This is a genomic window from Paraburkholderia phenoliruptrix (genome assembly GCF_019511605.1).
GTDB lineage: Bacteria > Pseudomonadota > Gammaproteobacteria > Burkholderiales > Burkholderiaceae > Paraburkholderia > Paraburkholderia phenoliruptrix_A.
In genome coordinates this window covers 98,240-122,572 of the sequence record NZ_JAEUAV010000009.1, presented here as the reverse complement: position 1 = coordinate 122,572, position 24,333 = coordinate 98,240, and the positions used below count along the sequence as shown (strand labels likewise).

The window sequence follows — 24,333 nt, the reverse complement described above, 5'->3', positions numbered from 1 at the left end:
GCGTGCCATTGCGCGGCGGCCTTTGCTTGTCTGCATGTCTTGCAAAAGCTGCCGCGCAGTCGGGTTCCGTTACATCATGAACTTCATGAACTGGGCGCAATACCGCTTCTGCGGGCTTTTCTCGACTCCCAGCGCACACGAATCCGGTCCATATAAAGGTAGACCACCGGCGTGGTGTAGAGCGTGAGCATCTGGCTCATGATCAGCCCGCCGACAATCGCAATGCCGAGCGGCGCACGCAACTCCGCGCCTTCGCCGCGCCCGAACGCGAGCGGCAGCGCGCCGAGCATCGCGGCGAAGGTGGTCATCATGATCGGGCGGAAACGCAGCAGGCACGCCTCGTGAATCGCGTCGCGCGACGAGCGGCCGTGCCGCGACGCTTCTATCGCGAAGTCCACCATCATGATCGCGTTCTTTTTGACGATGCCGATCAGCAGAATCACGCCGATCAGCGCGATGATGCTGAACTCGGTTTTGAAGAGCAGCAGCGCGAGCAACGCGCCGACGCCCGCCGAGGGCAGCGTCGACAGAATGGTCAGCGGGTGGATGTAGCTCTCGTACAGAATGCCGAGCACGATATACACGGCGGCAAGCGCCGCGAGAATCAGGATCGGCTGGTCCGACATGGACTGCTGGAACGCCTGCGCGGTGCCCTGGAAGCTGCCGTGAATAGTCGCCGGCATGCCGATTTCGGCCATCGTCTGGTAGATCACCTGGGTTGCCGTGGAGAGCGACACGCCCGGCGGCAGATTGAACGAGATCGTGGAAGCGACGAACTGGCTCTGGTGATTCACCGAAAGCGGCGTATTGCCCGGCCCGAAGCTCGCGATTGCAGAGAGCGGCACCATGGTTTCCTTCGACGTGGACACCGCCGCGCCCGACGACGCGCTCGACTTGCCGCTCGTCGCAATCGAGTTGATCGCCTGGTTGCGCGCGGAGTCGGCGGCAATCGACGCGGCGCTCGATGCCGTGGTGCCCGCGGTGCCGCCGGCCGACGCGCTGCTGGCCGAGGAGGTGGCTTTCTCCGAGGCCGTGACCGTGCCCGCCGGCGCGTTGGTGGTCTGGGCGCCGCTCGCGCTGCCGCCCGAGGTGCTGATGTAGATCTGCTTGAGCATGTCAGGGCTTTGCCAGTACCTGGGCGCGACTTCCATCACAACGTGATACTGGTTCAGCGGGTTATAGATTGTCGACACCTGGCGCTGGCCGAACGCGTCGTACAGCGTGTTGTCGATCTGCGCGGGCTTGATGCCGAGGCGCGCCGCGCTCGCGCGGTCGATGGTCACCATTGCCTCAAGACCGCCTTGCTGCTGGTCGGAATTGACGTCGGCCAACTCCTTGCGCGCCTGCAGCGCCTCGGTGAGCTTCGGTCCCCACAGGTACAGGTCGGGCGTGGAATCGGCGAGCAGCGTGAACTGATACTGCGCATTCGACTGCCGGCCACCGACGCGAATGTCCTGCACCCCTTGCAGGAAAGTGCGCGCGCCCGCCACGTCGCCAAGCGGCGCGCGCAACTGCTGGATCACCTGATCGACGGAAATCTTGCGCTCGCTTTTCGGCTTGAGCGACACGAACATGAAACCGGAATTGGTCTGCCGCCCGCCCGTGAAGCCGACTACGCTGTCCACGGCCGGGTTCTTGCCGACAATTTCCATCATCTGCGCGAACTTGCCTTTCATCGCCTGGAACGACGTGCTCTGGTCCGCCTGAATGCCGCCGATGAGCCGGCCCGTGTCCTGCTGCGGGAAAAAGCCCTTGGGCACTACGATGTAGAGCCAGATATTCAGGCCGATGGTAGCCAGCAGAATGAACAGGATGAGCCGTGGATGCAGCAGCGCCCAACCGAGCGTGCGTTCGTAGCCGCGCTGCATGCTCGCAAAACCGCGTTCGAGCCAGCGCCCGAAACGGCCTTCTTCTTTCTGTTCGTGCGGCTCGCGCAGGAGTCGCGAGCACATCATCGGCGTGAGCGTGAGCGAGACGATCAGCGACACGCCGATTGCGAGCGACAGCGTCAGCGCGAACTCGCGAAACAGGCGCCCGACAATGCCGCCCATCAGCAGAATGGGCAGGAACACGGCGACGAGCGAGATGCTGATCGACATCACCGTGAAGCCCACTTCGCGCGCGCCGAGGAAGGCGGCCTTCATGCGCGGCACGCCGTTCTCGATATGCCGCGAGATGTTCTCGAGCACCACGATCGCGTCGTCCACCACGAAGCCGGTGGCGATGGTCAAGGCCATCAGCGAGAGATTGTCGATCGAGAAGCCGAGCAGATACATCGCGCCGAACGTGCCGATGATCGAGATCGGCACGGCCACGCTCGGAATCAGCGTGGCGCGCCAGTTGCGCAGGAACAGGAAGACCACCATCACCACCAGCGCGACCGCGATGATCAGCGTGTGTTCGGTGTCTTTGAGCGACGCGCGGATCGTGGTGGAGCGGTCGGCGGTCGGCGTGATGTCCACGTCCGCGGGCAGCGACGCGTGCAGTTGCGGCAGCATCGCGGTCACGCGGTCGATTGTCTCGATGATGTTCGCGCCGGGTTGCCGGTACAGAATCACGAGCACCGAGCGCTTGCCGTTGAAGAGCCCCAGATTGCGCAGATCTTCGACGGAATCGACGACTTCGGCCACGTCCGAAAGCTTGACCGCGGAGCCGTTGCGATAGGCGATCACGAGGTCGCGATATTGCGCCGCCTTGGTCGCCTGGTCGTTCGTGTAGATCTGCACGCGGTTCTGGCCGAATTCGATCGAGCCCTTCGGACTGTTCGCGTTGGCGGCGGCCAGCGCCGCGCGCACGTCTTCGAGGCCAATGCCATAGTGGAACAGCGCCTGCGGCTCCAGTTCGACGCGCACGGCCGGATTCGCGGAGCCGCTCACATCCACTTCGCCGACGCCTTCCACCTGGGAGAGCGACTGCTGCAGCACCGTGGCCGCGGAGTCGTACAACTGACCGGCAGTGAGGGTCTTCGACGTGAGCGCGAGAATCATGATGGGCGCGTCGGCCGGGTTCACCTTGTGGTATGTCGGATTGCTGCGCAGGCTGGCCGGCAGGTCGGCGCGCGCCGCGTTGATGGCCGCCTGCACGTCGCGCGCGGCGCCGTCGATATTGCGGTTCAGGCCGAACTGCATGGTGATGCGCGTGGAGCCGACCGAACTCATCGAGGTCATTTCGGTAACGTCGGCAATGGAGCCGAGATGCCGCTCGAGCGGACTCGCCACACTCGTGGCCACGGTGTCCGGGCTCGCGCCGGGCAACGATGCCTGGATCGAAATGGTGGGAAAGTCCACCTGCGGCAACGGTGCGACCGGCAGCTTCATGAACGCGAAAATGCCCGACAGTGCAATGCCGATGGCGAGCAGCGTCGTGGCGACGGGGCGCGCAATAAACGGACGCGACAGGTTCATCGCCTCAGGTCCCCGCATCCGTTGCGCCGGCCGCCGGGCCGCCGCGATTGAACCGTTCGCGCGCGCGGCGTGCCAGCGAGTCGAACGCCAGATAAATGACCGGCGTGGTGAAGAGCGTGAGCAACTGGCTGACGATCAGACCGCCGGCAATCGCAATGCCGAGCGGCCGGCGCAGTTCCGAACCCGCACCCGTGCCGAGCATCAGCGGCAGCGCGCCGAGCAGTGCGGCGAGCGTGGTCATCAGAATCGGCCGGAAGCGCAGCAGGCACGCCTGATAGATTGCTTCGCGCGGCGCCTTGCCTTCTTCGCGTTCGGCATAAAGCGCGAAGTCGATCATCATGATGGCGTTCTTCTTCACGATGCCGATCAGCAGCACGATGCCGATAATGCCGATGATGTCCAGGTCGTGGCCGGTCATCAGCAGCGCGAGCAATGCGCCGACACCTGCCGAGGGCAGGGTCGACAGAATCGTGATCGGGTGAATGAAGCTTTCGTACAGCACGCCGAGCACGATGTACATCGTGACGATGGCCGCGAGAATCAGGAACAGCTCGTTCGACAGCGACGCCTGGAAGGCGAGCGCCGCGCCCTGATAGCGCGTCTGGAAGGAGGCGGGCAGGCCTATGTCCTTCTCGGCCTGCTCGATCGCCTTGACCGCCGCGCCGAGCGACGAACCGGGCGCGAGGTTGAACGAGACCGTGGTCGCAGGGAACTGGCTCAGGTGCGTGACGAGCAGCGGCGCCGGCTTTTCAATGAACTTCGCGATGGCCGAGAGCGGCACCTGGCCGCCCGACGAGGTGGACGAGGGCAGGTAGATCGAATTCAGCGACTCGGTGTAGTGCTGCATCGAAGGCTGCGCTTCGAGAATCACGCGGTACTGGTTCGACTGCGTGAAGATGGTCGAGACGATGCGCTGGCCGAACGCGTCGTAAAGCGCGCTGTCCACGGTGGCAGGCGTGATGCCGTAACGCGACGCCGTCGCGCGGTCGATTTCGACGTACACCGACTGGCCGTTGTCCTGCAGGTCGGTGGCGACGTCCGCGAGTTCGGGCGCCTGCTTGAGCCGCTCGACGAGCTTTGGCACCCACGTCGTGAATTCGCCGATGTTCGGGTCCGTCAACATGAACTGATACTGCGTGGGGCTGACCGTCGAGTCGATGGTCAGGTCCTGCACCGGCTGCATATACAGCGAGGCGCCCGCAATGTGCGCGACGTCCTGCTGCAACTGCCGGATCACTTCGCTGGCGGTGTTGCTGCGGTCGTCGCGCGGTTTCAGGTTGATCAGCATGCGGCCGCTGTTCAGCGTAATGTTGCTGCCGTCCACGCCGATGAACGACGTGAGGCTCTGCACGTCCGGGTTCTTCACGATCTGCGCCGCGAGTTCCTGTTGCCGCTCGGCCATCGACGCATACGAGACCGACTGCGGCGCCTGCGTGATTGCCTGGATCACGCCCGTGTCCTGCACGGGAAAGAAGCCCTTCGGAATGAACACGTACAGCAGCGCAGTGAGCACGAGCGTCAGCACGGCCACGGCGAGCGTGGAGCGCTGGCGATCGAGCACCCATGTGAGCGCGACCGCATAACGGGCGATCACCCAGTCGATCGCGCGGTGCGCGCGCGCCTCGAAACGGTGGCTTTCGTGCGGCGGCGTGTGGCGCAGCAGCTTCGCGCACATCATCGGCACGAGCGTGAGCGACACCACCGCCGAAATCACGATGGTCACGGCGAGCGTGATCGCGAACTCGTGGAACAGGCGGCCCACCACGTCGCCCATGAAAAGCAGCGGAATCAGCACCGCGATCAGCGAAACCGTGAGCGAGATGATCGTAAAGCCGATCTGTTTCGAGCCTTTTAGCGCGGCTTCGAGCGGCGACTCGCCTTCTTCCACATAGCGCGCGATGTTCTCGATCATCACGATCGCGTCGTCGACCACGAAGCCGGTCGCGATGGTCAGCGCCATCAGCGACAGGTTGTCGAGCGAAAAGCCGCACAAGTACATGACGGCGAGCGTGCCGATCAGCGAGAGCGGCACCGAGAGACTCGGAATGATGGTCGCGTAGACGTTTGCAAGGAACAGGTACATGACCAGTACGACGAGCACGACCGACATGGCCAGCTCGAACTGCACGTCGCGCACCGAGGCGCGGATCGTGGTGGTGCGGTCGGTGACGACCTGCACCTCGAGCGCCGCGGGCAGCGACTGCTGCAATTGCGGCAGCAGCTTCTTGATGTTGTCCACCACCTGGATCACATTGGCGCCCGGCTGGCGCTGCACGTTCAGGATGATGGCCGGCGTGCCGTCCACCCATGCGCCGAGCTTGGTGTTCTCCGCGCCCTGCACGATGGTGGCGACGTCCGTCAGCATCACCGGGCGGCCGCTCTTGTAGGCGACCACCGCGCTCTTGTAGGCGTCGGCGTCGGTCAACTGGTCGTTCGCGTTGATCGTGTAGTTGCGCGTCGGGCCGTCGAAGTTGCCCTTCGGCGTGTTGACGTTCAGGTTGGAGATGGTGGTGCGCAGATCGTCAAGGTTCAGCCCGTAGGCGGCGAGCGCGCGCGGGTTGGCCTGAATCCGCACGGCCGGCCGCTGCCCGCCCGAGAGGCTCACGAGACCCACGCCGCCGACCTGCGAGATTTTCTGCGCGAGCCGCGTGTCCGCGAGATCCTGAATCTGCGTGAGCGGCAGGGTTTTCGACGTGATCGCGAGCGTGAGGATCGGCGCGTCGGCGGGATTGACCTTGGCGTAGATCGGCGGCGCGGGCAGGTCGGAGGGCAGCAGGTTGCCCGCTGCGTTAATGGCCGCCTGCACTTCCTGCTCGGCGATGTCGAGCGGCAGATCGAGGTTGAACTGCAGCGTGATGATCGACGAACCGGCCGAGCTTTGCGACGACATCTGGTTGAGCGACGGCATCTGTCCGAACTGCCGCTCGAGCGGCGCGGTGACGGACGAGGTCATGACCTCCGGGCTCGCGCCCGGATAGAACGTCTGTACCTGGATGGTCGGATAGTCGACTTCGGGCAGCGCGGAAAGCGGCAGAAAGCGCAGCGCGACGAGGCCGACCAGCATGATGGCCGCCATCAGCAGCGCGGTGCCGACGGGGCGCAGAATAAAGGCGCGGGATGGATTCATGCGGTAAGTGCGGTGCCTTTATTGCGAGGCTTGCGCCGCGTGCCGGCCGTGGTGCGGCCGTGCGCCGGAGGCGGCTGAGGTATCGGCGGCTGCCGCGCCGCTTGCGCCCGAAGCGCCGCGTGCTCCCCATGCCCCCGATGCGCCCCGCGCGCCCGAAGCGCCGCGCGGCCTATCCGCCGGAATGGTGATCTTCGCGCCTTCCTTCAGACGGTCGGAGCCGTCGATCACGACGCGCTCGCCCACTTGCAGGCCCGACTTGATGCTGGTGCGCTCGCCGTCGACCGGACCGACTTTCACCGGTCGCACGGTCACCGTGTTGTCCGGTTTGACCACGTAGACGAACTGGCCCATCGAGCCGTTCAGCACAGCCGAGGTCGGCACGATCACCGCGTCCTTGATCGTGTTGACGAGCAGCCGCGTGTTGACGAACTGGTTCGGGAACAGCAGGTTCTTGCTGTTCTGGAAGATCGCGCGCAGCTTGACGGTGCCGGTGGTGGTGTCGATCTGGTTGTCGAGCGTTTCCAGCGTGCCGCCTTCGAGCGACGTGGTGTTGCTGCGGTCGTACGCGGTCACCGAGAGCTTCGCGCCGGTTTGCGTCTGCTCGAGAATCTGCTGCAGGTTGTCTTCCGACGTGGTGAAGATCACGCTGATCGGCTGCAATTGCGTAATCACGACGATGCCGTTGGTCAGGCTCGGCGTCACGTAATTGCCCGGATCGACCTGACGCAGACCGACGCGCCCCGACACCGGCGCGGTGATGCGCGCATAGACGAGCTCGAGCTTGTAGGTGTCGACGTTGGCCTTGTCCGACTTGACCGTGCCTTCGTATTGACGCACCAGCGACGCCTGCGTATCGACCTGCTGGCTCGCAATCGAGTCTTGCGAGAGCAGCGTCTGGTAGCGCTTAAGATCGAGACGCGCGGTTTGCAGCAGCGCTTCGTCGCGCGCGAGGGTGCCCTGTGCGTTATCCAGCGAGATCTGGTAGGGGCGCGGGTCGATCTGCGCGAGCAGGTCGCCCTTTTTGACCATCTGGCCTTCCTTGAAATACACCTCCTGCAGCGTGCCGCTCAACTGCGGCAGAACCGTCACGCTCGCGAGCGGCGTGACGGTGCCGAGCGCGGTCAGCACTACCGGCATCTCGCCTTGCGTCGCAGTGGCTACGTGGACCGGCTGCGGCATGTTCGCCATCGCGCCGGGACCGCCCCGGCCTGGCCGGCCGCTGTGAGCGCCGCTCGCGCCTGGCGCGGCGCCGCCCGGCGAGCCCCACGGATGCCAGCGCCACAGCACGAAAGCGAGAATCAGCAGCGCGAGGACGATCAGCGCGACGTTGCGGCCGCGATGGCTTCGGACGGCGCCGGGCCGCGTATCGGCGGAACCGGGAGTGCCAGGTGTACCGGGCCTGGCGGGTGTGTGCGACGGACGGGCGGGCGCCGCTTCCGGCGTGTTCGGGGAGGCCGGAGCGGCGGGGCGTGAAGTTTCCGAATGCTGTTGTTGTTCGTCCATCGGTTCGGTCAGTGACTGCTTGGAAGTGTGGCGTAGGCGCGATTGTGCCGCATCGGCGCCTGGCATTCGCGGATGAGGATGCACGGCAGGCGGTTTCGACAGCGGGCGGGCCGCATACGTTCAGCGCGATGCTACCCGAGACGCGGCTGATAGATGCCTGCGCGGCGCCGCTCAAGCCCCCGGTGGACGCTCCAGCAGGGGCCGCCGGACGGCCGCGTCACATAGCGCGCCCGCGCTGCACGGCAGGAATGCATGATCCTACGTCCCGCCCTCTGTAACAGTCCACCCGCGTATTTTTCTGTTGATTACGCCGGTTACAGGCGGCGGGGCGGGCGGAGGGATACGGCGTGGCGTGCTGGTGGGGAGGGCGAGGGACCTCGACGGCTCAGGGTACCCCTTGAGTGGCGCCCGCCGACGCAAGAGCAACTTCGGCGAGCGGGTGCGGCGGCGCTCTCAGTTATTGAGGCGGCGTGCCGGTGTGCCGCCTATCTCCAGCACGATGCGCGCGACGCAATCGAGCAGATCGGGCCCGGCGCGGCTGATGAGCCAGTCGCGCGGGCACTGGTCGGCCGAGCCGCCGCAGTTGACCGCGTAGCGTTCGCCGGACGGGCCGGTGAAGCCGAGCGCGATCGCGTTCAGGCCGTCGTACCACTCGCCGGTGGCGACCGCGAAACCGCGTTCTATGGTTTCCTGCAGCGCCGTTTCGAGCCGCCCGCCGACGTGGCCCCAGTCGTCGCCCTCGGCGGCCTGCAGGCCGGTCAGGAGTGTTGCGCGATCCGCTTCGTCGAGTGCGGCGAGATAGGCGCGGCCGATGGCGGTACGGCTCAGGCTCATCCGCGCGCCGACTTCGAGACGCGACACCAGCACGGCCGAGCGTGGCCGGATCACGTCGATCACGACCATGTCGAGCCGGTCGCGCACGGCGAGATGAACGGAAAGCCGCGTGCGTTCGGCGAGCTCGATCAGAAACGGCCGGGCACGCGCGCGAATGTCGAAGTTGCGCAAGAAGCCGTTGCTCAGCTCCAGCACCGACGAAGTCAGCACGAAACGTTCGCTGTCGGGCAGCCGGAACAGAAAGCCGGTGCCGACGAGCGTCGCCGTAATGCGCGACACCGTGGGTTTGGGAATGCCGGTGATTTCGGTCAGTTCGCGGTTGCTGAGCGGTGCGTCCGCCGCGGCTACGGAGCGGAGCACGGTCAGGCCACGGGCCAGCGCGGTCACCTCGTCGCCGGAGCCGTCTTTCTCTCTGACGGGGTCGGCGGCATTGCGGGTTCGCGTTCGTGGGTTCATGTGATTTTGGAACAATATTTCAGATTAGCGTCATCCGGGGCGTTGGGCTGCGCGTCGCAGGGTGTCTCCGTCGGCACGGCATGCGAAGCGGGTAGGCCCGGAATTCTTCCTATTATTCATTGTTTCGGAATAATTTTCCGCAACGCTTCGGAGCTGTTTAGATTTTGCTTGACTTAGTCAGGATAACCATAAAAAATGGAACCTCATTTCGAAACAAGGTATCAGGGTTGGCGTGTTCGTGCCTTGAGCCTGGCTTTCCTGCCCGGGAAGGTGCCCAACTGTAGTCAACTTTGCGGCAGCGGTCGGTGTCTCTCACCGCATAGCTAGTGGGGTTGCCGGAGTGTTTCGAATACCGTCTCTCAGGTTCTAGCACGGCCCTCGGAATGGCTAGAACTTTTCAAGGCGTCACGGAAACGTGACGCCTTTTTTTTTCGTATTGGCGGACGACAAAGTCTGCTGGTGACCTGCCCCCTTTAATAGGGCCAACGGGCTTCTAGCAAAGTCTTTGTGATTTGCGTGCGTGCCTTCGCGTTCCACCAGGGCGTGCAACCGGTGGTAGCCGAACCGACGACGTTAGTGCGCCAACTCCACCAGACGCGCCGCTAACACCTCGTTCTCGTGGTCCGGCTTCGCGTCGTAATGCAAGACGCTGCGAGAAAGCCCGGCAAGCCGGCAGGCGCGGCGCTGAGAGATGTTGACCTTTTCCCGAATCGCCACCACTGCTTCGCGTTTGGCTTGCGGGTTCAGGGCTTTCCTTTGACGACGACCCTCAACGCTTCCATATCGGGGGCATTCTCCACCTCGAGGTGTTTCAGCCGGCGGGCTTCCGAGACCTGCATCGCGCAGAACTTCGCGCGCCAGGTGTAAAAAGAGGCGTCACTGAACCCGTGCTTCTACACAGTTCCTTGACCGGCATACCGGCCTCGGCTTCTTTCAGAAACCCGATGATTTGCTGTTCCGTGAAGCGCTTCTTCATGTTCGTCTTCTTCTCGGAAAACGAACTCTATTCGACTCCGGCTGGCCCTGTTTGCAGGGGGCAGGTCACACAGGCGCCAGCCCAGTAATATCGACGCATTATCATAAAGTTTAGCTGCAATAGGCCGATAATTCAGTGAACGTATTTGACTTATTGCCTTTCCGACTGCTGTCAATCACCCGCTGGCGATGAATGCGCTTTTGTAAGGCAAAGGCGGTCTGATCGGTTCAACGAAGAGAAACGCAGTCATGAATGACATCGCCGCATGCGCCGCCATGATCGGAATTGATGAGGACAAGCGACTCATCGTCACCGCTTGCAATAACCAGTTCTTCCGGTTGACGGGCGCACCGGTCAACGACGCACAGACTTTTCCCGTTCCATTGGACGCAATGGTGACGGATTCCGTGGCGAATGAGCTTCGCGAGAAACTGCTCGCGTGCTTCGGGTCCGACTGGGTGCAACAACCAGAGCAAACTCACGACATCCGCAAAGGCAGCGTCTGGTGGCGTCTGTCGCTTAAGCCGATCAGGCATGAGCGCAACGGCGCCCGGGGCCACGAGATTCTCATGACTGGTCTCGACATGAGCGCAAGGATCGAACAAAGTCAGGAGCCGGAAGTCGAGGCCTCGCGTTATCGCGTCCTGGTCGACCTGGCCTATGACGCGATCCTGACAATGGACGAGAACCACAACATCACCTTGTTCAACCGTGCGGCGGAGAACCTCTTCGGCTATACGTCAGCGGAAGTAATGGGTCAGCCAATCGTAATCCTGTTGCCCGAGAGGTTCCGCGCTAACCACCCGCGCAGGGTGAAGCAGTTCGCGGACTCCTACCAGCCGAACCTGCGGCGGGCGACTGCCCCGCGTATGGACGAAACCAATAGCGTGTACGGTCAGCGCCGTGACGGGTCGATCATACCCGTCGAAATCGCCGTCTCCAGAATCGACCTGAACGGTCGGGTGGAATTCATGGCGGTGGTTCGCGACATAACCGATCGCGCGAGGCAAATGGAACTGCTGAAAGAGCAGGCCACCACTGACGCGCTGACAGGTTTGCCGAATCGTCGAGGGTTTTTGCAGTACATACAAACGCTACTCGGCGACACAGACGTGTTTTCAGTCTTCATTCTCGACATCGATTTCTTTAAGGAAATTAATGACGAGCACGGGCACGATGCTGGCGATGAGGTGTTGCGCGTGCTCGCCAAGGTTGGAGCGTCAATGATGAGCAGGCCATGTTTGTTCGCTCGTTGGGGCGGCGAAGAGTTTGTCGCAGCGCTTCCGGGCGCTGATGCCAGTCGCGCTTATGACATTGCGGATGCGTTGCGCAAACGCTATGAACGACAGGATTTCGCGCAGGTATCGCGTCTCGAACCCATTCCGTTCACGGTGAGTATTGGTGTGGTTACCCGCGAAGCACGCGAGGCCGATGTCGACGCGTTAATGAAGCGCGCGGACCGTGCGCTTTATCGGGCAAAGAGAGCTGGCCGCAATCGTGTCGAAGCAGGATAAATCCTGCCGGAATAGAATGGGACTTGCTGCCGATCTAGATCTATCTGCTCGACCTGAGCGCGGTGGTATTCATTAGCGGCATTCTGATCTACGAAAAGTACATTGCGAGCGACTTCTCCGACAAGGAGTTGATCGGCAACGCGTCTGTCGCGGCTGCGCAGGAAACGCTGACCGGCTTCGCACTCTCTGTGACCTTTAACGTCTGGAGTTCGAGATTGAATCCATATTTCTATCGCTTCTGTACCGAACCGTATCCGAAAGAGCAACGATTTGAAGTGTGGCGTGAAGAGATTAACGCAATATTCGACGTCGAGATCGAGAAGTCAGCGTCATCCAATTTCAATTATGATCTTTCGACCGGCTATATCGGTTCCCTATTGATGGGCTGCGGTAGCTGGGCCGGACATCGTGAACCAGTTGCTTATGGCGTGAAGCGATCAGCGCAGATGATCCGCAGGGATGGCCTCGATCATTTTTATATTTGCCTGGGTATAACTCATTCGCTATCGGGGTATGCGGCTCGCAGGCAGGTAACGGCTGAACCGTCGAAAATTTATGTGCTCGATCTGGCGCGCGAACTGGATTCGGAAATCGTAGCGGGTGACACCGTTATTCTGACGATCGCTCGCGATCTACTCGAGCCGCGCATCCGCTCAGCCAATCTGCATGGCGTCGTGCTGCACGGCCCGGTGAGCACGCTGCTAGGCGACCATATGCTTGCGCTGCGGCGCCAGTTGCCGCATCTGTCGCCCGCCGACATGCCCTATATCGAGCAGGCGACGCTGGCTATGGTCTCGGCGGCGCTGGCGCCGTCGGTGCAGACGCTCGCGGACGCCGAAAATGAGATCAATCAAGCGCTGCTGATGCGGGTGCGCCGGTATATCGACGCAAATCTCAGTGCTCCCCAACTTTCTCCGCTGCAGATCTGCCGCGACGTCGGCATTTCGCGTGCTCACCTATACCGGCTCTTCGCGCGCGAGTCGGGCGTTGCCGCTTATATCCAGCAGCGCAGGCTGACAAAAATCCGCCAGATACTGGAAAGCCCGAAGGGCCGAAAACAGCGGCTTTCCACTCTGGCGTTCCAATACGGTTTCAAGAGCGAGTCGCACTTCAGCCGGAGCTTCCGCCAGGCGTTTGGCTGCTCGCCGAGCGACGCGCGAGACCGTGCCGCGGCACAGCGCGCGGAGCCAGCCGCGCCGCGGCGCGGCGAACACCGGCCAGGCTCATTGCGCGATGTGCTCGACAAGCTAGACAAGTAAAAATGCGTTGAGACGCACAGTCAAGGAATCGAGACGCTCAGGCAAAAGCACACGGCGTGCAACTGCTACCATTTTTTCGCCTGTCTTAGTTATGAAGATACGCGTCAGGAACATTCAGCGCTAACCTCGGCTTGCGTTTCCCGGCGCCAATTCACAATCGGAACCGGGGATCAACAATGGGGTATCGCCAATTGGCGCCATGGGCCGTCCTGATTCTGGCCGCCTGTGCGCATAATCAGTCGGCGAGTCAGTTCGTGCGTATTTGCGACGACAGTGGATGCGCCGAGCGGCCAAAAAACCAGATTGCCTTAGACGCTTCGCGCAACGGTCAGGATACGGCCGAAACAGACACGGACCGGCGCATCGCTGCGCTGGAAAAAGCCGGGGAGACCAACCCGCGTGCAGCGTATGACCTGGGCCTGCGATATTTTCGCGGCGACGGTGTGCGTCAGGACAGTTATCAGGCGCTTAAATGGATGCGCAAGGCGGCAGAAGGCGGCGATCTGCAAGCGCAAAAAGCACTGGGCCGCTTTTATCTATTTGGTCTTGAAGAGATGGGCCCCGATCCACGCGAGGCCGAAAAATGGCTACTGATCGCGTCGGAACGGGGCGATAAGGAATCAGGGAAGCTGCTCGCGCAAGCCCGGGCGGCCAAGCAATCTGATCAGGATTACTACCGGTGGCAGACAGAAGCGCGCGCACTGTACGGCAGGTGGTATGCCGATTATCCCTACCAGGGATATTGGCAGGGTCAGGGATGGTACTGGTATTGACGCCTCTGGAAAGACATAAATCCGCCGGGCCGTTTCATCGACATTCCGTCAACTGCATCACGCATCCTTTAAGCACAATCAAGACATGAAGCTTAATCCGACATATTGGAGCGCCAAGGGCGTTTTCCCGATCATTTTGACCGGACTTCTAAGCGCCTGCGGGGGCATGGTATCCACCGGTGGTCAAAGTGCCGGCGTCTCGGGCGCAGCCGGCGGCTCGACAAGCGCCGGCGCCGAGGAAACACTCGAGCGCTGCAATGCGCCGCTCGGCACCATTGCAGTCGACGACGGGCGCAATGCGGACTGGTTCGGTCCATTCGGCAGTGCTACCCAGGTCACGACGATCGAGCCGCTGTTGCGTCTTGCAGTTCAGCAATCGAACTGTTTCGTGATTACGTCGATCGGTAATCAGAAGACGGATGCGCGCCTGTCACGCATCACGGGCTTGCAGCGCAATTCCGGCGAGTACCGTGCGGGATCGAAGCAGCAAAAAGGTCAACGGGTCGCGGCGGATTACTACATGGAACCGCAAATTGTCATCAACGATTCGGCAATTGGTAGCGTCGGCGGGATGTTGAGCGGCCTGATCGGCAGCAATGCGCTCGGGAAGATCGCGGGCGGCATGCAGTCGAAGGCTTCGGTGGTGACGCTCACGCTCTTCGATGTGCGCTCTGCGCTGCAGATATCGGCGGCGGAAGGTAATTCCACCGCGACGAATTACGGCGCTGCATTGGCGGGTTTGGGGGGCGGTGTGGGCGGCAGCCTGAGCGGCTTCTCAAAAACGCCAGAAGGCAAGGCGACTGTCGCGGCGTTCATCGACGCCTACAACAAGATGGTGGTCGCGTTGCGCAGCTACAAGGCACAGGATGTGAAGGGCGGGTTAGGCCGTGGCGGGCAGTTGCAGGTGAATTAACTGGTGACCGACCTCCGGTCAGCGGCGAGGCACCGTTTCGGGCGCGGCGATATCGACGAGTTGCTGCTGCGCGCGAATGCGGCCATCGACGACTTCGCGGGAGGAACACGAATTGGCGGCTCGCCTGGCGAATTGCCCAAACGTTACCCGCATCGATCTGTCGGTGAACGTACCGTTGTCCTGATCATTACGGGCGGGCTCGAAACGGGTAGGTCCTGCGTTGGCCCTTTTTTGCGCTGAAGGGCAACGATCATTTTAGGTCGGCGCGCTGCGCATCGGTCGCCGCTCGTTGTGGTGAAAGCGCTGATCAGCCAGTCGTTTGAACGCGTCGCGGCGGGCGTCACTTTGGCGCGACCGATGCGATAGAGCAGCGGAGTTTATGGATGGACGACCGTCATCCTGAACGGGCCGCCATTCGCCGCAGCATGACCGATGGCTTCGTTCACGTCGTCGAGTTTGAAGGACGTCACGTCGAAAAGAGCGAGATCGAGCAGACCGCCACGGATCAGGCCGGTCATAAGCGTGACCGCTTGCGGCGGATACATCCATTTGCCCCGCACGGTGATGTCGTTGCGCATGATCCACGGATAAGGCAGATCGAGACCGTCGCCGCCGAGCATGCCGACACCGCCCATTAACACGATGCGTCCATAGGGCCGCACGGCCATCACTGCCGCGCGCACCGTCCGCGTGGTCGCGGATGGCGGCAGTAGATCCATTACGCAGTCGATGGGGGCTCCGGCAGCCGCACGCATCCGTTCCCGATCGTCGTCCTCGTTGCCAGTTAACTTCACTGTACGGATGCGTTCGCCGAAGCGCCTTCGCAGATCCGCGAGCACGCGTTCGTTGCGGCCTGGCGCGACCACGCAGCGCACACCCATTGCGAGGGCGACGGCTACGCACGCGCTGCCGAAGTTGCCGGTTGCGCCGCTCACGAGCAATGTCTCGCCAGCCTGCAGATTCGACGCAAGCAGCCCGCCGTACGGAACCAGCATTGTGTTGAGCGCGCACCATTTCGAGGCGTCTGCGGGACTGATGTCACCGATGCGAATGGCGTTTTCGGTGGGCACGCGCATTTGTGCTGCGAATGGGCCGTGGTGGAAATGGCGCGCGAGCCGCAGGCCGCCGTCGCCGCGTGCACTCCAGCCCTGCAATGTAATGTCGGGCGTGAGCGCGTCGTCGCGTGAACGAACGGTCGGGTCGCAGAAAACCCAGTCGCCTGTCTGCAGATGTGTGGCGTCCGGGCCAAACGCACGCACGCGACCGATTGCCCCGCAGCCGGGCACGATTGGCAATTCGATCGGGTAGCGGCGCTCGCCGCTGAACACTTCTTGCGCATACGACAGCACTGGCGCGGCAGCGACGTCGACGATCACTTCGCCGGTGCCCAGCGAAGGATCTGGTATGTCTTCAATCGCAAGCGGCTCGCCAAGCGTCTTCAAAATCGCTGCTTTCATCTGAGTTTCCCTTTGATGGTGATCGGACCAGACCATTCTGGCAGGCGTAGAATCTCTAACAAGACCTGGTACGATCCTGGGATTCCCGCGTACCTGCTTGTGGAGGACGGACCGTCATGACAACAGGGAGCCGAAGTGAATTTGGCGATTTTTTGCGCTCACGGCGCGAGAAGCTGAGCCCTGAATCGGTGGGACTCAATAGCGGGCGGCGGCGTCGCACGCCCGGTTTGCGTCGCGAGGAAGTTGCGGAACTCGCGGGCATCGGCGTCGACTGGTATGTGCGGCTCGAGCAGGGCCGCACGGTGAGTCCGTCCGATACCACGCTCGAAGCGCTCGCTTGCGCGCTGCGGCTCGGCAAGGTCGAGGCGGCGCACCTGCGCGCACTGGCACGCAGCGGCGATCGGCAGCCTTTCACTCGCGAGAGTGTGCCGGAACCCATCGCGAATCTGGTCGCGACACTGGAGCTTCCCGCGTATGTCACGGGCAGGCGTTGGGACCTTCTAGCCTGGAATGCAGCGGCGGCCGATCTTCTTGGTTTCGAGCGTCTTGCCGAAGCGGATCGCAACATTCTGGTGTTCATGTTCATCGAACCGGATTCACGACGGCTATTTGGCGGGAACTGGACCAGCGAGGCGCGTCGCATGATTGCGTTGTTTCGCGCAACGCACGATCTGTATGCGGACGATCCGGCCTTTGTCGAACTGGTCGAACGGTTGCGCGCGCACAGCAGCGAGTTCGCGAAATGGTGGAACGCGCACGATGTTCGAGGCGGCACGTCCGGGCAGAAGGTGCTGATCCATCCGGAGCGCGGCGCGCAACGCTACGACTACGCGACGTTTCAGGCGAACGACGACCCTGCCTTGAAACTTGCGATCTACACGCCCGCGTGAATCAAACTCCCCACGCGCGGCGCGTCAGCATGGCGAGGCCAGTCAAGCCGGGTATCGGATAGGCTCGGCCCACCGGCGAGAATTGTCTGGCGGAGGAACTATCGGTCGAGCATGTCGCCCATTGGGGAGGCTACATGGCCCAGCCGGTGGAAGTGAGAGGCTGGGTCATGCTGACCGGGCATGAAGGTGCTCCGGCCGGTTTCGTGAGTGCCGAGAACCTCGCTGACCCCGTCTACGGAATACTGCTTGACTGCCTTCACGTGCTCAAGACTCACCAAGGTTTCCGATTCGGAAGGCTAATGATCGAGGCAGTTCGTAGATGGACTAGAGAACAAACCAAAAAGTGATGCGTCTGTATGTTCTCGACGCAAATGCCCGTGCGGTCGCCTTCTACGAGCGAAACGGCTGGGGACTTGCAGGGCCCCAAGCCAGTTTCATCGGTACAACGCCAGTGTTCGATCGCCGGTTCATGGTCGGCGTATAGGCAGCCTCGAACGTCATCCCTATCCGTTCTTGCGGATCTGCAAGGGTCATGCGTCGTTAAGGCCGGAGCCGACCGCGTTCGACCCTCAGCGGCCACTCACGTTTGCCCTTAGCGGTCATTTAGCATGAGGCTTGGTGCTGGTAGGATTCAAGTCCGGTTGGCTAGATCAGAGCAATTCAGCAAATGAAATTCAGCATCGATGGGAAAGCGGAAATCATCGCGCCAACTCCAGGACAGATCACTCATGCACTGAAATCGCTGCGGAGCTATGGCAAGTCATCTTATGCGTCTTTGACTAATGCTAGTGGTAGCTATGTGCAGGTAGCGGGCGGCGGCGTTAGTTGTATGATTGAGCGTTTCGAGCTCGGTGCGCAACGGTGGAGAGCATTTCACGACAAACCGTCACCTGTACGTCCAGACGGCACCATCCTGGTCTCTCGGGCGGGCAACATTCCGATGCGCTCAGATGAATGGTTCATGGCTGGCCAGGTTGTGGAGGTATTTCTGGCCTTCCTTAATGGCGCACCGTACCCACCATTTGTTCATTGGCGGCCAGCGCCGGGCTTTTAAGGAGGCATCCGCCAGGAGACACTTTCGACCGACTTCTGTGTCTCGGACTGTCAACATTTCGAAGCTCAGGCTCAGTGCGCCGTTCGGCCTCCTTGCGCCCCACAGCGAGCGGTAGGCTCAACTATCAGCTCACAAACTGGACGCGCTCCGCGTTATCAATGACTTCCATGGAGTTCTGGCCAAACGGCTGCACCAGAATGCCGCGCTTGAATTCCGCCATGAACGAGGGGCCATCTTTGCGCGCCTGCGCATGGGTTTTCCATAAAAATCCTTGAATCAGCCTGAACGGGTCCCTTCTGCAGTAAACGAACACCTCGAGCGGTACGTCCAGTCCTGGTACCCATCCCTCGATCACGAGAACATCCATCTTCGCGCCATTACTCTGAGAGATGGTTCCCTCTCGCCCAGACGACCATCCCGAGCCGGAGGTAGTCTGTTCTCGGGCTGACTGCGCGTTTGCGATTGCTTCGTGTTGAGTCGCCGCGGGATACGGAACTGGTGTGGGAGTTTCGTTATCCCAGTAGACGACGTACGGGACGGTCAACTCGCCAGGCGCGCGAACATGTTGGACCTGAATCGCATGGCTGAATGCATACCCCATATAAAAGGCCAAGCGCTTTTCATCAATCACTACTTTTCGCCGTTTGCTGCCAAAAACGTCCCCGAGTCTGATCATATATTCCCCGTCCTTCGCTGAATCAACGGATTGTCGACGATTTATGTCCTCCCGTCGAGCGCCCGCTCCTTGCCAATTCAATGAGCTGCCCAACGGCCGCTCATTAGCACTCCAGTTCGCAAAACCTGAATTTGGCTAATTGACCGATTTAGAGAAAGTCATCTGACCGCATTCGGTCCGAGGGTTATCAAACGCGACAGCCGGGACAGACCCGCCGTCACGGTCTCTCTGACTTGGACAACGCATCGGCTGCATTGCCCACGCGTTTCAAAAAGCGGTGACGAGTCCAGACCGTCCACAGCGTCAGCGCACCATAGACAACATAGCCCACCGTTGCCGACACCGTGGCGGGCTCCGGTTTGCCCGTCCACGTCCAAACGATCCAGCAACGCAGCCCGTTCTCCGCGACGAGGGCAACGCCCCAGACGACTGTCATTCGGCGGATCATCGCTACGAGGCCCGGGCGCTTGCGCCAGTGCTGCTCGAATTCGGCCGCCCCCTGGGGGTTCTTCCGCGTGACCCTTGAGCGCGCGAGGTAGAACACAAGGGGGCGTGGAAGGGCGAGCGAGAGCAGGAACACAATGCCGATCGAGCCCGAGATCATCGGCGTCTCGACAGCGTGCTCTAGCGGCGCACGCCCGAGGAGCGTCAGGCCGAGCGACAGCGTGATACTGACGAGCGCCAGCGCGGAGAGCGCATCGAAGTGCCGCAAACGGATGTAGTCGTAGGCCATCCAGGCAAGGGGGGGAAGCGCCGACGCCGCGAGCGCCTGCAGGTAGCCCCGGTGCGGCAGCGCCAGCCGATAGGCGAGCCACGGCAGCAGCACGTTGATGCCGAGAGCGGACAGATAGCGGAACGGGTGCTTCATGCGATAGATGTCCCGTCACAGATTTCCCGCGTTGTCCACCGGCAGGACGCCTGCTTCGATGCACGATTGTCCTGCATCAGGCGCGCGAGCCGCAGCGCGGTGCAAAAGTGTATGGACCAGGCACGACACATGATCCATAACACGTGCAACTTCGATGAGGTCCTCAGTGAGAAACGAAGAGACCCGCGGTGGGTTTCAACATCGAACTCTGTCTCATTGGTGACTGCTCTCGCAGAGTTCGATGCTCTCCTGAAGGCCGCCGTCCAGATGACCTGGTGCCGGAGTACGGATGCGGGTCGAGACCCGCCCGACGCCTACCCGGAAATGGCGGCACAAGCTTTTTCGCCGACCCGCTGCCTTTGGAAAACCCTTGGTCAATCGCGACGGGCCACGAATGTCTTGACGATCCCGCTCAGCGGCCAACTGGAGAAGGCACGGCTCGCGACGGCGAGAACCATCGTCAGAACGACGATGCCTGCCGTCACGCCGATAAGACGGCTGAACGCGGCCTGAACGTTGTCGCTGAGCCAGGTCCCGTCGTGCACGAAGGCGAGAATAACGACCGCGCCGCACTGCGTTCCCGCGTAACTGATATTCGAGTCACCGAAGCGAAAATGACATGCCAGCCAAACAAGCACGAAGAGGGCGATCACACAGTAGTGCATGTTCCCGGCCGTGAGCGGAAGCGCGGCCAGCACCAGTACGGTGCCGGCAAGGCAGCCGAGCAGGCGATGGCACATGCGCAGCGCGACGGCGTAAGGCGACCACGCGCCGCTCACGTCGAGCGGCACGAGCAGCGTGACGAGGGCGGTCGTCATCGCCTGGGCGAAGCCTTCGAGCGGATAGCGCCACGCAAGGTAGGCGAGCACGGACAGCGTTACCGCCGCAGCCGCCGTGTGGCGTAGGCGTCCCAGCGTACCTCCCGGCGCGGCAGATGGCGCGGCGGCCGGGACTGCAGCGCGCGGCTTGTGACCGATAATTCGCGAGAGGGTGTCGGCGAGTGAGCACACGACCCAATACGCAGCCGTGCCCACCATCGCCCCTGCAAAAAGCATCAGAACCATCCGTTGAGGATTCAGCACGCTGCGCGTGTGTGCCGACGCGATCATGAAGATGGCGAGAACCGTGGAAAGAATCCACATGTAGCTGAAGGCGCGGCTCGTCGCGAGATAGAGACCGCCCGCTGAAAGGAACATGACGCACAGCACAAACAAGCCGACCTGGTCGGCGACATGTCCCGAGAGCAGCCAACCGATGATCGCGCCGCAAAGCGTCCCCGCGATCTGCTGAACGCCTTGAAGCAGTGAGGCCTTTAATTCGAGGCCCGTCAGCGAGAAAGCGCAAATCACGGGCCACCAGATCTGATCCAGCCGTAGCCAGTGGGCGATATACACCGTGGCGACTGTCGCGAGCGTCGCGACCATGCATTGCCGAGCGCGCCCGGCAAGTGTCGCGACGGTGAGTTCGTTGCGGATTCCGCGGAGCGTGTTCACGAGCACGGACAGCGCAATATTGGGCATCATCCCTTCTCCGTGCATGCGAACGACCGGGTGATCGACAAGCCTCCAACGAGCTCGCGTTCCTGCCCAAATCGTCGGCCAGCGGAAAGCGCCTCGCGAAGGCATTTTCACATATTCGTTCGCAGCGTGGAAAGCGCTTCATCTGCTCCGGCAAGACGGCCTTCGAGCTCTTCTGCGGCTGGCGCTGTTTGAGGGGAGCAGGTCGCCCCAATAGTTCGTATTGGGACACAACAAGGTCTGCAGCAACGGGGAACAACAACTAAAGTTGAACGGACCCTGCGTTACAGAAGCTATCGTGCCTCTCCATTCATTCACGTGAGATATACGGCGGCGGGAATCCTTCATCGGATACATCCGTGAATGCGGCTTGCGGGGCATCATGCCCCCAGGTTACCTGGCTTGGCACGAAGTGCTCGACCGGCGCTAGGGAAAAACGGCGTTGGAGAACGCGTAATATGCATTGCCGGATCCGCCCGACCCGTCAGTCAACTTGACGAAGACTTTGCGTCCGATGAAGAAGGGCATGCCCCACACGACGGCGCGCGAGTCCCTGTGAGCGACGATGGCCACGTTTCTGAACGCGCCCTTGCCGTTGCGCACCAACGTGGCCGAGTCGCCGACGCGGAGCTTTGCGGTCGCATCCGTCGTTTGGCCCTTCAGCGTTGCGGAGAACTCTGCTTCGGGCGTCGCGCACCAATGCGAGCCGCACTCTTGCACTCCAACTGGCGCTGTGGCGAAATAATATTCTTCGGTGCCTGTGTCAAAGTAGCTCGCGGGGTAGGACTGCCCGTTCCACACCGTGGTAAACGTTCCATTCGGCGCGAGATCGACCACGTTGGTCACGTCGAGCACATTGTTCTGTTGCGTTCCGATACCAAGCGTAAGCGTTCCCCGAGCGGCCGTCGCGCCTGACTCTGGAACCGGCTGCACGTCGAGCACATACCCGTTATTGTCCGAGGGCAGCGCCGCGATTGGATGCACGACCCGGAAATTCGCCGCCACGGCCCTGGCGACGGGTGTGCAGCCATCCACAGCACACTGGTAGTAACGTGGTGTCTTGAGCGAAATGAAGCACGGATCCTTGCAGTCGTTCAGCGACACCGCAGCAATGCCGAGCGTTCCGTTCGATGTGGGCTTACTGCCCTTCAGGCAGGAGTCGGGACGAGGATGATCGCCATACGACGCGTTTGATTCATCGACGATCTGAATCGGAATGCTCGATGCCTGGATGGCCGCCAACCGGAGATCAACGCGAGTGACGATTCCCCAGGCCGCCGAGGAGACGAACCTATAGCACTCGGCCAGCGCGTGAGCGTCGGGTCCTGCCATTGCCGCGAAGCGTTCGGGATGCTTGAGGGCGGAACGCTGCAATCGCAAGCCGACAGAGCCAGTGTCCACCATGACGTTATCGACTGTCTCGCACAACGACGTGCCAGGCACGCAGACTGTGACGCTGACAAGAGCCCGGTTGAAGTCGTAATTCGGCGTCCGAACGCTCACTGGCAATACATTGCTGGCACCCGTCGTCGTTGGATGAGATCGAGCGGCAGCAGACGTCCCCTCCGTCGATGACGTCGCGTCGGCGCGATTCGAAGGCGTATTGGCGCTTCCTCCGTACGACATCAAAGGAAGCGCGAAAACAATGAGAGTGCCGATAAATCGTCGCATTTCTGTTTATTTGAGAGTTATAGATTTGCTGGGGCGCTTCGCGACACCCAGGCGCTCATCCCTGGAGAGAGCCTTCTATCATGACGCCAAGACGCGTCCGCACGAGGACGATATGCTCGCGCAAGATGTAAAGAGCGTCCGCATACGCAAGCGGAAGCCGTATGCGGTCCAGCGACTGTTCAACGGAAACCAGCTCGGCAAGCAGCGGGTAACGGTCGTCGTCGTCACCGAGTGCGAGTGCCTTGCGCTCGACCGCCAGCAGACGGCCATAGAACCGGTAGATTCGCGATCGGATTCGCCAGCGATATAACGCGGGAATGAGTCGAAGCGCCGGAACAATCAGCACCATGAGCGGCACGAGCAGCAGGAGCGCACGATCCGTCGCACACGCGAGCCAGAAGGGCAGCTTGCGGTACAGATAGCTCTTTCCGGAACGGTAGTAGCGAGTCGCCTCCTCGCTGATCGGAAAATCACGTGCGATCGAATTCGGAAACTGTCCTGCCTTCTGCATAATCGTCGACTTTCCATGGACCTCCTGTGCCGCCTCGATGAGCAGATCGGAAAGTGCGGGATGCAGGCCCTTGCGCGCCACGAGCTCGACAGTGGGCGCGATCAGGTGCACGGTCTGCGGCGGAATACGCCGGCCGAGATCGAGTATGCCGGGCGGCAGGTCGATCTCGTCGAGATACGAAAAGCGCCGCGTGTAGGCGGGCGCATCGGCAAAATCCATCAGGGAGATGCCCGGTACTTTGTACAAACGCAACATGAGCGCGCGCGTGGCCGAATCTCCACTCAGGATGACGGCATCGGCGTCGCCGTTGACGAGCTGAGTGGCTGCTTCGAGGCCGTCTGTCGAGAGCAGAGTCGTGTCTGCGTCGGGCGTCACGCCGTTCACCGCCAGCAGTTTGAGCGACAGCTCGCGCGTGCCGCTGCCTTCACGGCCGATTGCGATGCGCTTGCCGCTGAGTTGCGACAAGGACGTCAAGACATTGCCGCGATGGAAGACCAGCAACGGCACATAAGTCACGCTGCCAAGCGACATGAGTTCGGCGGCTTGCTGCTCTGCGGCGACGCCGCCCTGAACCAGCGCCACGTCGACTTGCTGAGCGGGATCGAGCAGACGCTCCAGATTCTGCCGCGAGCCATCGGAGGTCACAACCTTGAGCGTGATGCCATAGCGCGCAAGAACCTTGGCGTATTGCCTGCCCATCCAGTTGAGCGAGCTGTCGGGTTGACCGGTACTGATGGTGATGCTGCGCGGAACCGCCGGTCTTAGCAGCCAGAAGACGAGCATGGTCGTCAGGATTGCCGACAGAACGACAAGCGCGATCCTGGCCAGAAGGCCGCGTGCCATCCTGCTCTCGGAACGCCATCTGCAAAGAGCACGCATCACTTCCTGCCGCGGTCGGACTTGGGAGAGGAAACGGATCGTATCGGTTCG

The 24,333-nt window shown here is 61.8% G+C and carries 17 protein-coding genes and 1 pseudogene; 7 read left to right on the top strand and 11 right to left on the bottom strand.

Going from position 1 to position 24,333, the window contains the following annotated elements:
- Positions 1-83: 83 nt before the first annotated feature.
- From JNB89_RS14465 to JNB89_RS14445, 5 genes and pseudogenes are all read right to left on the bottom strand, one after another.
- Complete coding sequence (locus tag JNB89_RS14465; RefSeq protein WP_220362687.1) at positions 84-3,404, bottom strand: efflux RND transporter permease subunit; 3,321 nt, start codon at positions 3,402-3,404, stop codon at positions 84-86.
- A 4-nt stretch (positions 3,405-3,408) separates the two neighbouring features.
- On the bottom strand, positions 3,409-6,531 hold the full coding sequence (locus JNB89_RS14460; RefSeq protein WP_220362636.1) for an MdtB/MuxB family multidrug efflux RND transporter permease subunit: 3,123 nt from the start codon (positions 6,529-6,531) through the stop codon (positions 3,409-3,411).
- 18 nt (positions 6,532-6,549) lie between these two features.
- Positions 6,550-8,034 carry an MdtA/MuxA family multidrug efflux RND transporter periplasmic adaptor subunit gene (locus JNB89_RS14455; protein ID WP_220362635.1) on the bottom strand — a complete coding sequence of 495 codons (1,485 nt, stop codon included), beginning with the start codon at positions 8,032-8,034 and terminating at the stop codon, positions 6,550-6,552.
- A gap of 453 nt (positions 8,035-8,487) precedes the next feature.
- On the bottom strand, positions 8,488-9,324 hold the full coding sequence (locus JNB89_RS14450) for an IclR family transcriptional regulator (protein ID WP_220362634.1): 837 nt from the start codon (positions 9,322-9,324) through the stop codon (positions 8,488-8,490).
- 492 nt (positions 9,325-9,816) lie between these two features.
- A pseudogene (locus tag JNB89_RS14445) lies at positions 9,817-10,300 on the bottom strand (transposase); the annotation flags it as partial.
- A 248-nt stretch (positions 10,301-10,548) separates the two neighbouring features.
- Between JNB89_RS14445 and JNB89_RS14440 the strand changes: the two are divergent.
- The 5 genes from JNB89_RS14440 to JNB89_RS31415 all read left to right on the top strand — a co-directional run bounded on the left by JNB89_RS14440 (position 10,549) and on the right by JNB89_RS31415 (position 14,999).
- Positions 10,549-11,814, top strand: coding sequence for a sensor domain-containing diguanylate cyclase (locus JNB89_RS14440; RefSeq protein WP_220362633.1), 1,266 nt, complete (start codon positions 10,549-10,551; stop codon positions 11,812-11,814).
- A 128-nt stretch (positions 11,815-11,942) separates the two neighbouring features.
- Complete coding sequence (locus JNB89_RS14435) at positions 11,943-13,073, top strand: helix-turn-helix domain-containing protein (protein WP_223216755.1); 1,131 nt, start codon at positions 11,943-11,945, stop codon at positions 13,071-13,073.
- Positions 13,074-13,249: 176 nt separating this feature from the next.
- On the top strand, positions 13,250-13,846 hold the full coding sequence (locus JNB89_RS14430) for a tetratricopeptide repeat protein (protein ID WP_220362632.1): 597 nt from the start codon (positions 13,250-13,252) through the stop codon (positions 13,844-13,846).
- A 166-nt stretch (positions 13,847-14,012) separates the two neighbouring features.
- The gene (locus JNB89_RS14425) at positions 14,013-14,759 is read left to right on the top strand and encodes a penicillin-binding protein activator LpoB (RefSeq protein WP_223216754.1); all 747 of its coding nucleotides are present in this window, start codon (positions 14,013-14,015) and stop codon (positions 14,757-14,759) included.
- Between the two features lie 3 nt (positions 14,760-14,762).
- A complete protein-coding gene (locus JNB89_RS31415; RefSeq protein ID WP_220362630.1) occupies positions 14,763-14,999 on the top strand; it encodes a VWA domain-containing protein in 237 nt (78 codons plus the stop codon).
- A gap of 137 nt (positions 15,000-15,136) precedes the next feature.
- On the opposite strand, the gene JNB89_RS14415 is transcribed toward JNB89_RS31415, so the two are convergent.
- A complete protein-coding gene (locus JNB89_RS14415; protein WP_220362629.1) occupies positions 15,137-16,216 on the bottom strand; it encodes a zinc-binding dehydrogenase in 1,080 nt (359 codons plus the stop codon).
- Positions 16,217-16,332: 116 nt separating this feature from the next.
- Here JNB89_RS14415 and JNB89_RS14410 point away from each other — a divergent pair, with 116 nt between their 5' ends.
- Positions 16,333-17,106 carry a helix-turn-helix transcriptional regulator gene (locus JNB89_RS14410; RefSeq protein ID WP_220362628.1) on the top strand — a complete coding sequence of 258 codons (774 nt, stop codon included), beginning with the start codon at positions 16,333-16,335 and terminating at the stop codon, positions 17,104-17,106.
- A gap of 667 nt (positions 17,107-17,773) precedes the next feature.
- The gene (locus tag JNB89_RS14405) at positions 17,774-18,160 is read left to right on the top strand and encodes a hypothetical protein (RefSeq protein WP_220362627.1); all 387 of its coding nucleotides are present in this window, start codon (positions 17,774-17,776) and stop codon (positions 18,158-18,160) included.
- Between the two features lie 124 nt (positions 18,161-18,284).
- Here JNB89_RS14405 and JNB89_RS14400 read toward each other — a convergent pair whose 3' ends face one another.
- The 5 genes from JNB89_RS14400 to JNB89_RS14380 all read right to left on the bottom strand — a co-directional run bounded on the left by JNB89_RS14400 (position 18,285) and on the right by JNB89_RS14380 (position 24,246).
- Entirely contained in the window at positions 18,285-18,836 is a 552-nt protein-coding gene (locus JNB89_RS14400; RefSeq protein WP_220362626.1) for a hypothetical protein, read from the bottom strand.
- Between the two features lie 217 nt (positions 18,837-19,053).
- Positions 19,054-19,704 (bottom strand): VC0807 family protein, encoded by a 651-nt coding sequence (locus JNB89_RS14395; RefSeq protein ID WP_220362625.1) that lies wholly within the window; start codon positions 19,702-19,704, stop codon positions 19,054-19,056.
- Positions 19,705-20,078: 374 nt separating this feature from the next.
- Positions 20,079-21,227: an FUSC family protein gene (locus tag JNB89_RS14390; protein WP_223216753.1), complete on the bottom strand. Its 1,149-nt coding sequence runs from the start codon at positions 21,225-21,227 to the stop codon at positions 20,079-20,081.
- Between the two features lie 420 nt (positions 21,228-21,647).
- Positions 21,648-22,847 carry a DUF3443 family protein gene (locus tag JNB89_RS14385; RefSeq protein ID WP_223216761.1) on the bottom strand — a complete coding sequence of 400 codons (1,200 nt, stop codon included), beginning with the start codon at positions 22,845-22,847 and terminating at the stop codon, positions 21,648-21,650.
- 100 nt (positions 22,848-22,947) lie between these two features.
- Positions 22,948-24,246 carry a TAXI family TRAP transporter solute-binding subunit gene (locus JNB89_RS14380; protein WP_223216752.1) on the bottom strand — a complete coding sequence of 433 codons (1,299 nt, stop codon included), beginning with the start codon at positions 24,244-24,246 and terminating at the stop codon, positions 22,948-22,950.
- Positions 24,247-24,333: the final 87 nt, after the last annotated feature.

What these genes read in the sequence shown, in the direction of transcription:
- JNB89_RS14465 (WP_220362687.1), bottom strand. Translation starts at nt 3,404, where the DNA reads ATGAACCTGTCGCGTCCGTTTATTGCGCGCCCCGTCGCCACGACGCTG.
- JNB89_RS14460 (WP_220362636.1), bottom strand. Translation starts at nt 6,531, where the DNA reads ATGAATCCATCCCGCGCCTTTATTCTGCGCCCCGTCGGCACCGCGCTG.
- JNB89_RS14455 (WP_220362635.1), bottom strand. Translation starts at nt 8,034, where the DNA reads ATGGACGAACAACAACAGCATTCGGAAACTTCACGCCCCGCCGCTCCG.
- JNB89_RS14450 (WP_220362634.1), bottom strand. Translation starts at nt 9,324, where the DNA reads ATGAACCCACGAACGCGAACCCGCAATGCCGCCGACCCCGTCAGAGAG.
- JNB89_RS14440 (WP_220362633.1), top strand. Translation starts at nt 10,549, where the DNA reads ATGAATGACATCGCCGCATGCGCCGCCATGATCGGAATTGATGAGGAC.
- JNB89_RS14430 (WP_220362632.1), top strand. Translation starts at nt 13,250, where the DNA reads ATGGGGTATCGCCAATTGGCGCCATGGGCCGTCCTGATTCTGGCCGCC.
- JNB89_RS14425 (WP_223216754.1), top strand. Translation starts at nt 14,013, where the DNA reads ATGGTATCCACCGGTGGTCAAAGTGCCGGCGTCTCGGGCGCAGCCGGC.
- JNB89_RS14415 (WP_220362629.1), bottom strand. Translation starts at nt 16,216, where the DNA reads ATGAAAGCAGCGATTTTGAAGACGCTTGGCGAGCCGCTTGCGATTGAA.
- JNB89_RS14410 (WP_220362628.1), top strand. Translation starts at nt 16,333, where the DNA reads ATGACAACAGGGAGCCGAAGTGAATTTGGCGATTTTTTGCGCTCACGG.
- JNB89_RS14405 (WP_220362627.1), top strand. Translation starts at nt 17,774, where the DNA reads ATGAAATTCAGCATCGATGGGAAAGCGGAAATCATCGCGCCAACTCCA.
- JNB89_RS14400 (WP_220362626.1), bottom strand. Translation starts at nt 18,836, where the DNA reads ATGATCAGACTCGGGGACGTTTTTGGCAGCAAACGGCGAAAAGTAGTG.
- JNB89_RS14395 (WP_220362625.1), bottom strand. Translation starts at nt 19,704, where the DNA reads ATGAAGCACCCGTTCCGCTATCTGTCCGCTCTCGGCATCAACGTGCTG.
- JNB89_RS14390 (WP_223216753.1), bottom strand. Translation starts at nt 21,227, where the DNA reads ATGATGCCCAATATTGCGCTGTCCGTGCTCGTGAACACGCTCCGCGGA.
- JNB89_RS14385 (WP_223216761.1), bottom strand. Translation starts at nt 22,847, where the DNA reads ATGTCGTACGGAGGAAGCGCCAATACGCCTTCGAATCGCGCCGACGCG.
- JNB89_RS14380 (WP_223216752.1), bottom strand. Translation starts at nt 24,246, where the DNA reads ATGGCACGCGGCCTTCTGGCCAGGATCGCGCTTGTCGTTCTGTCGGCA.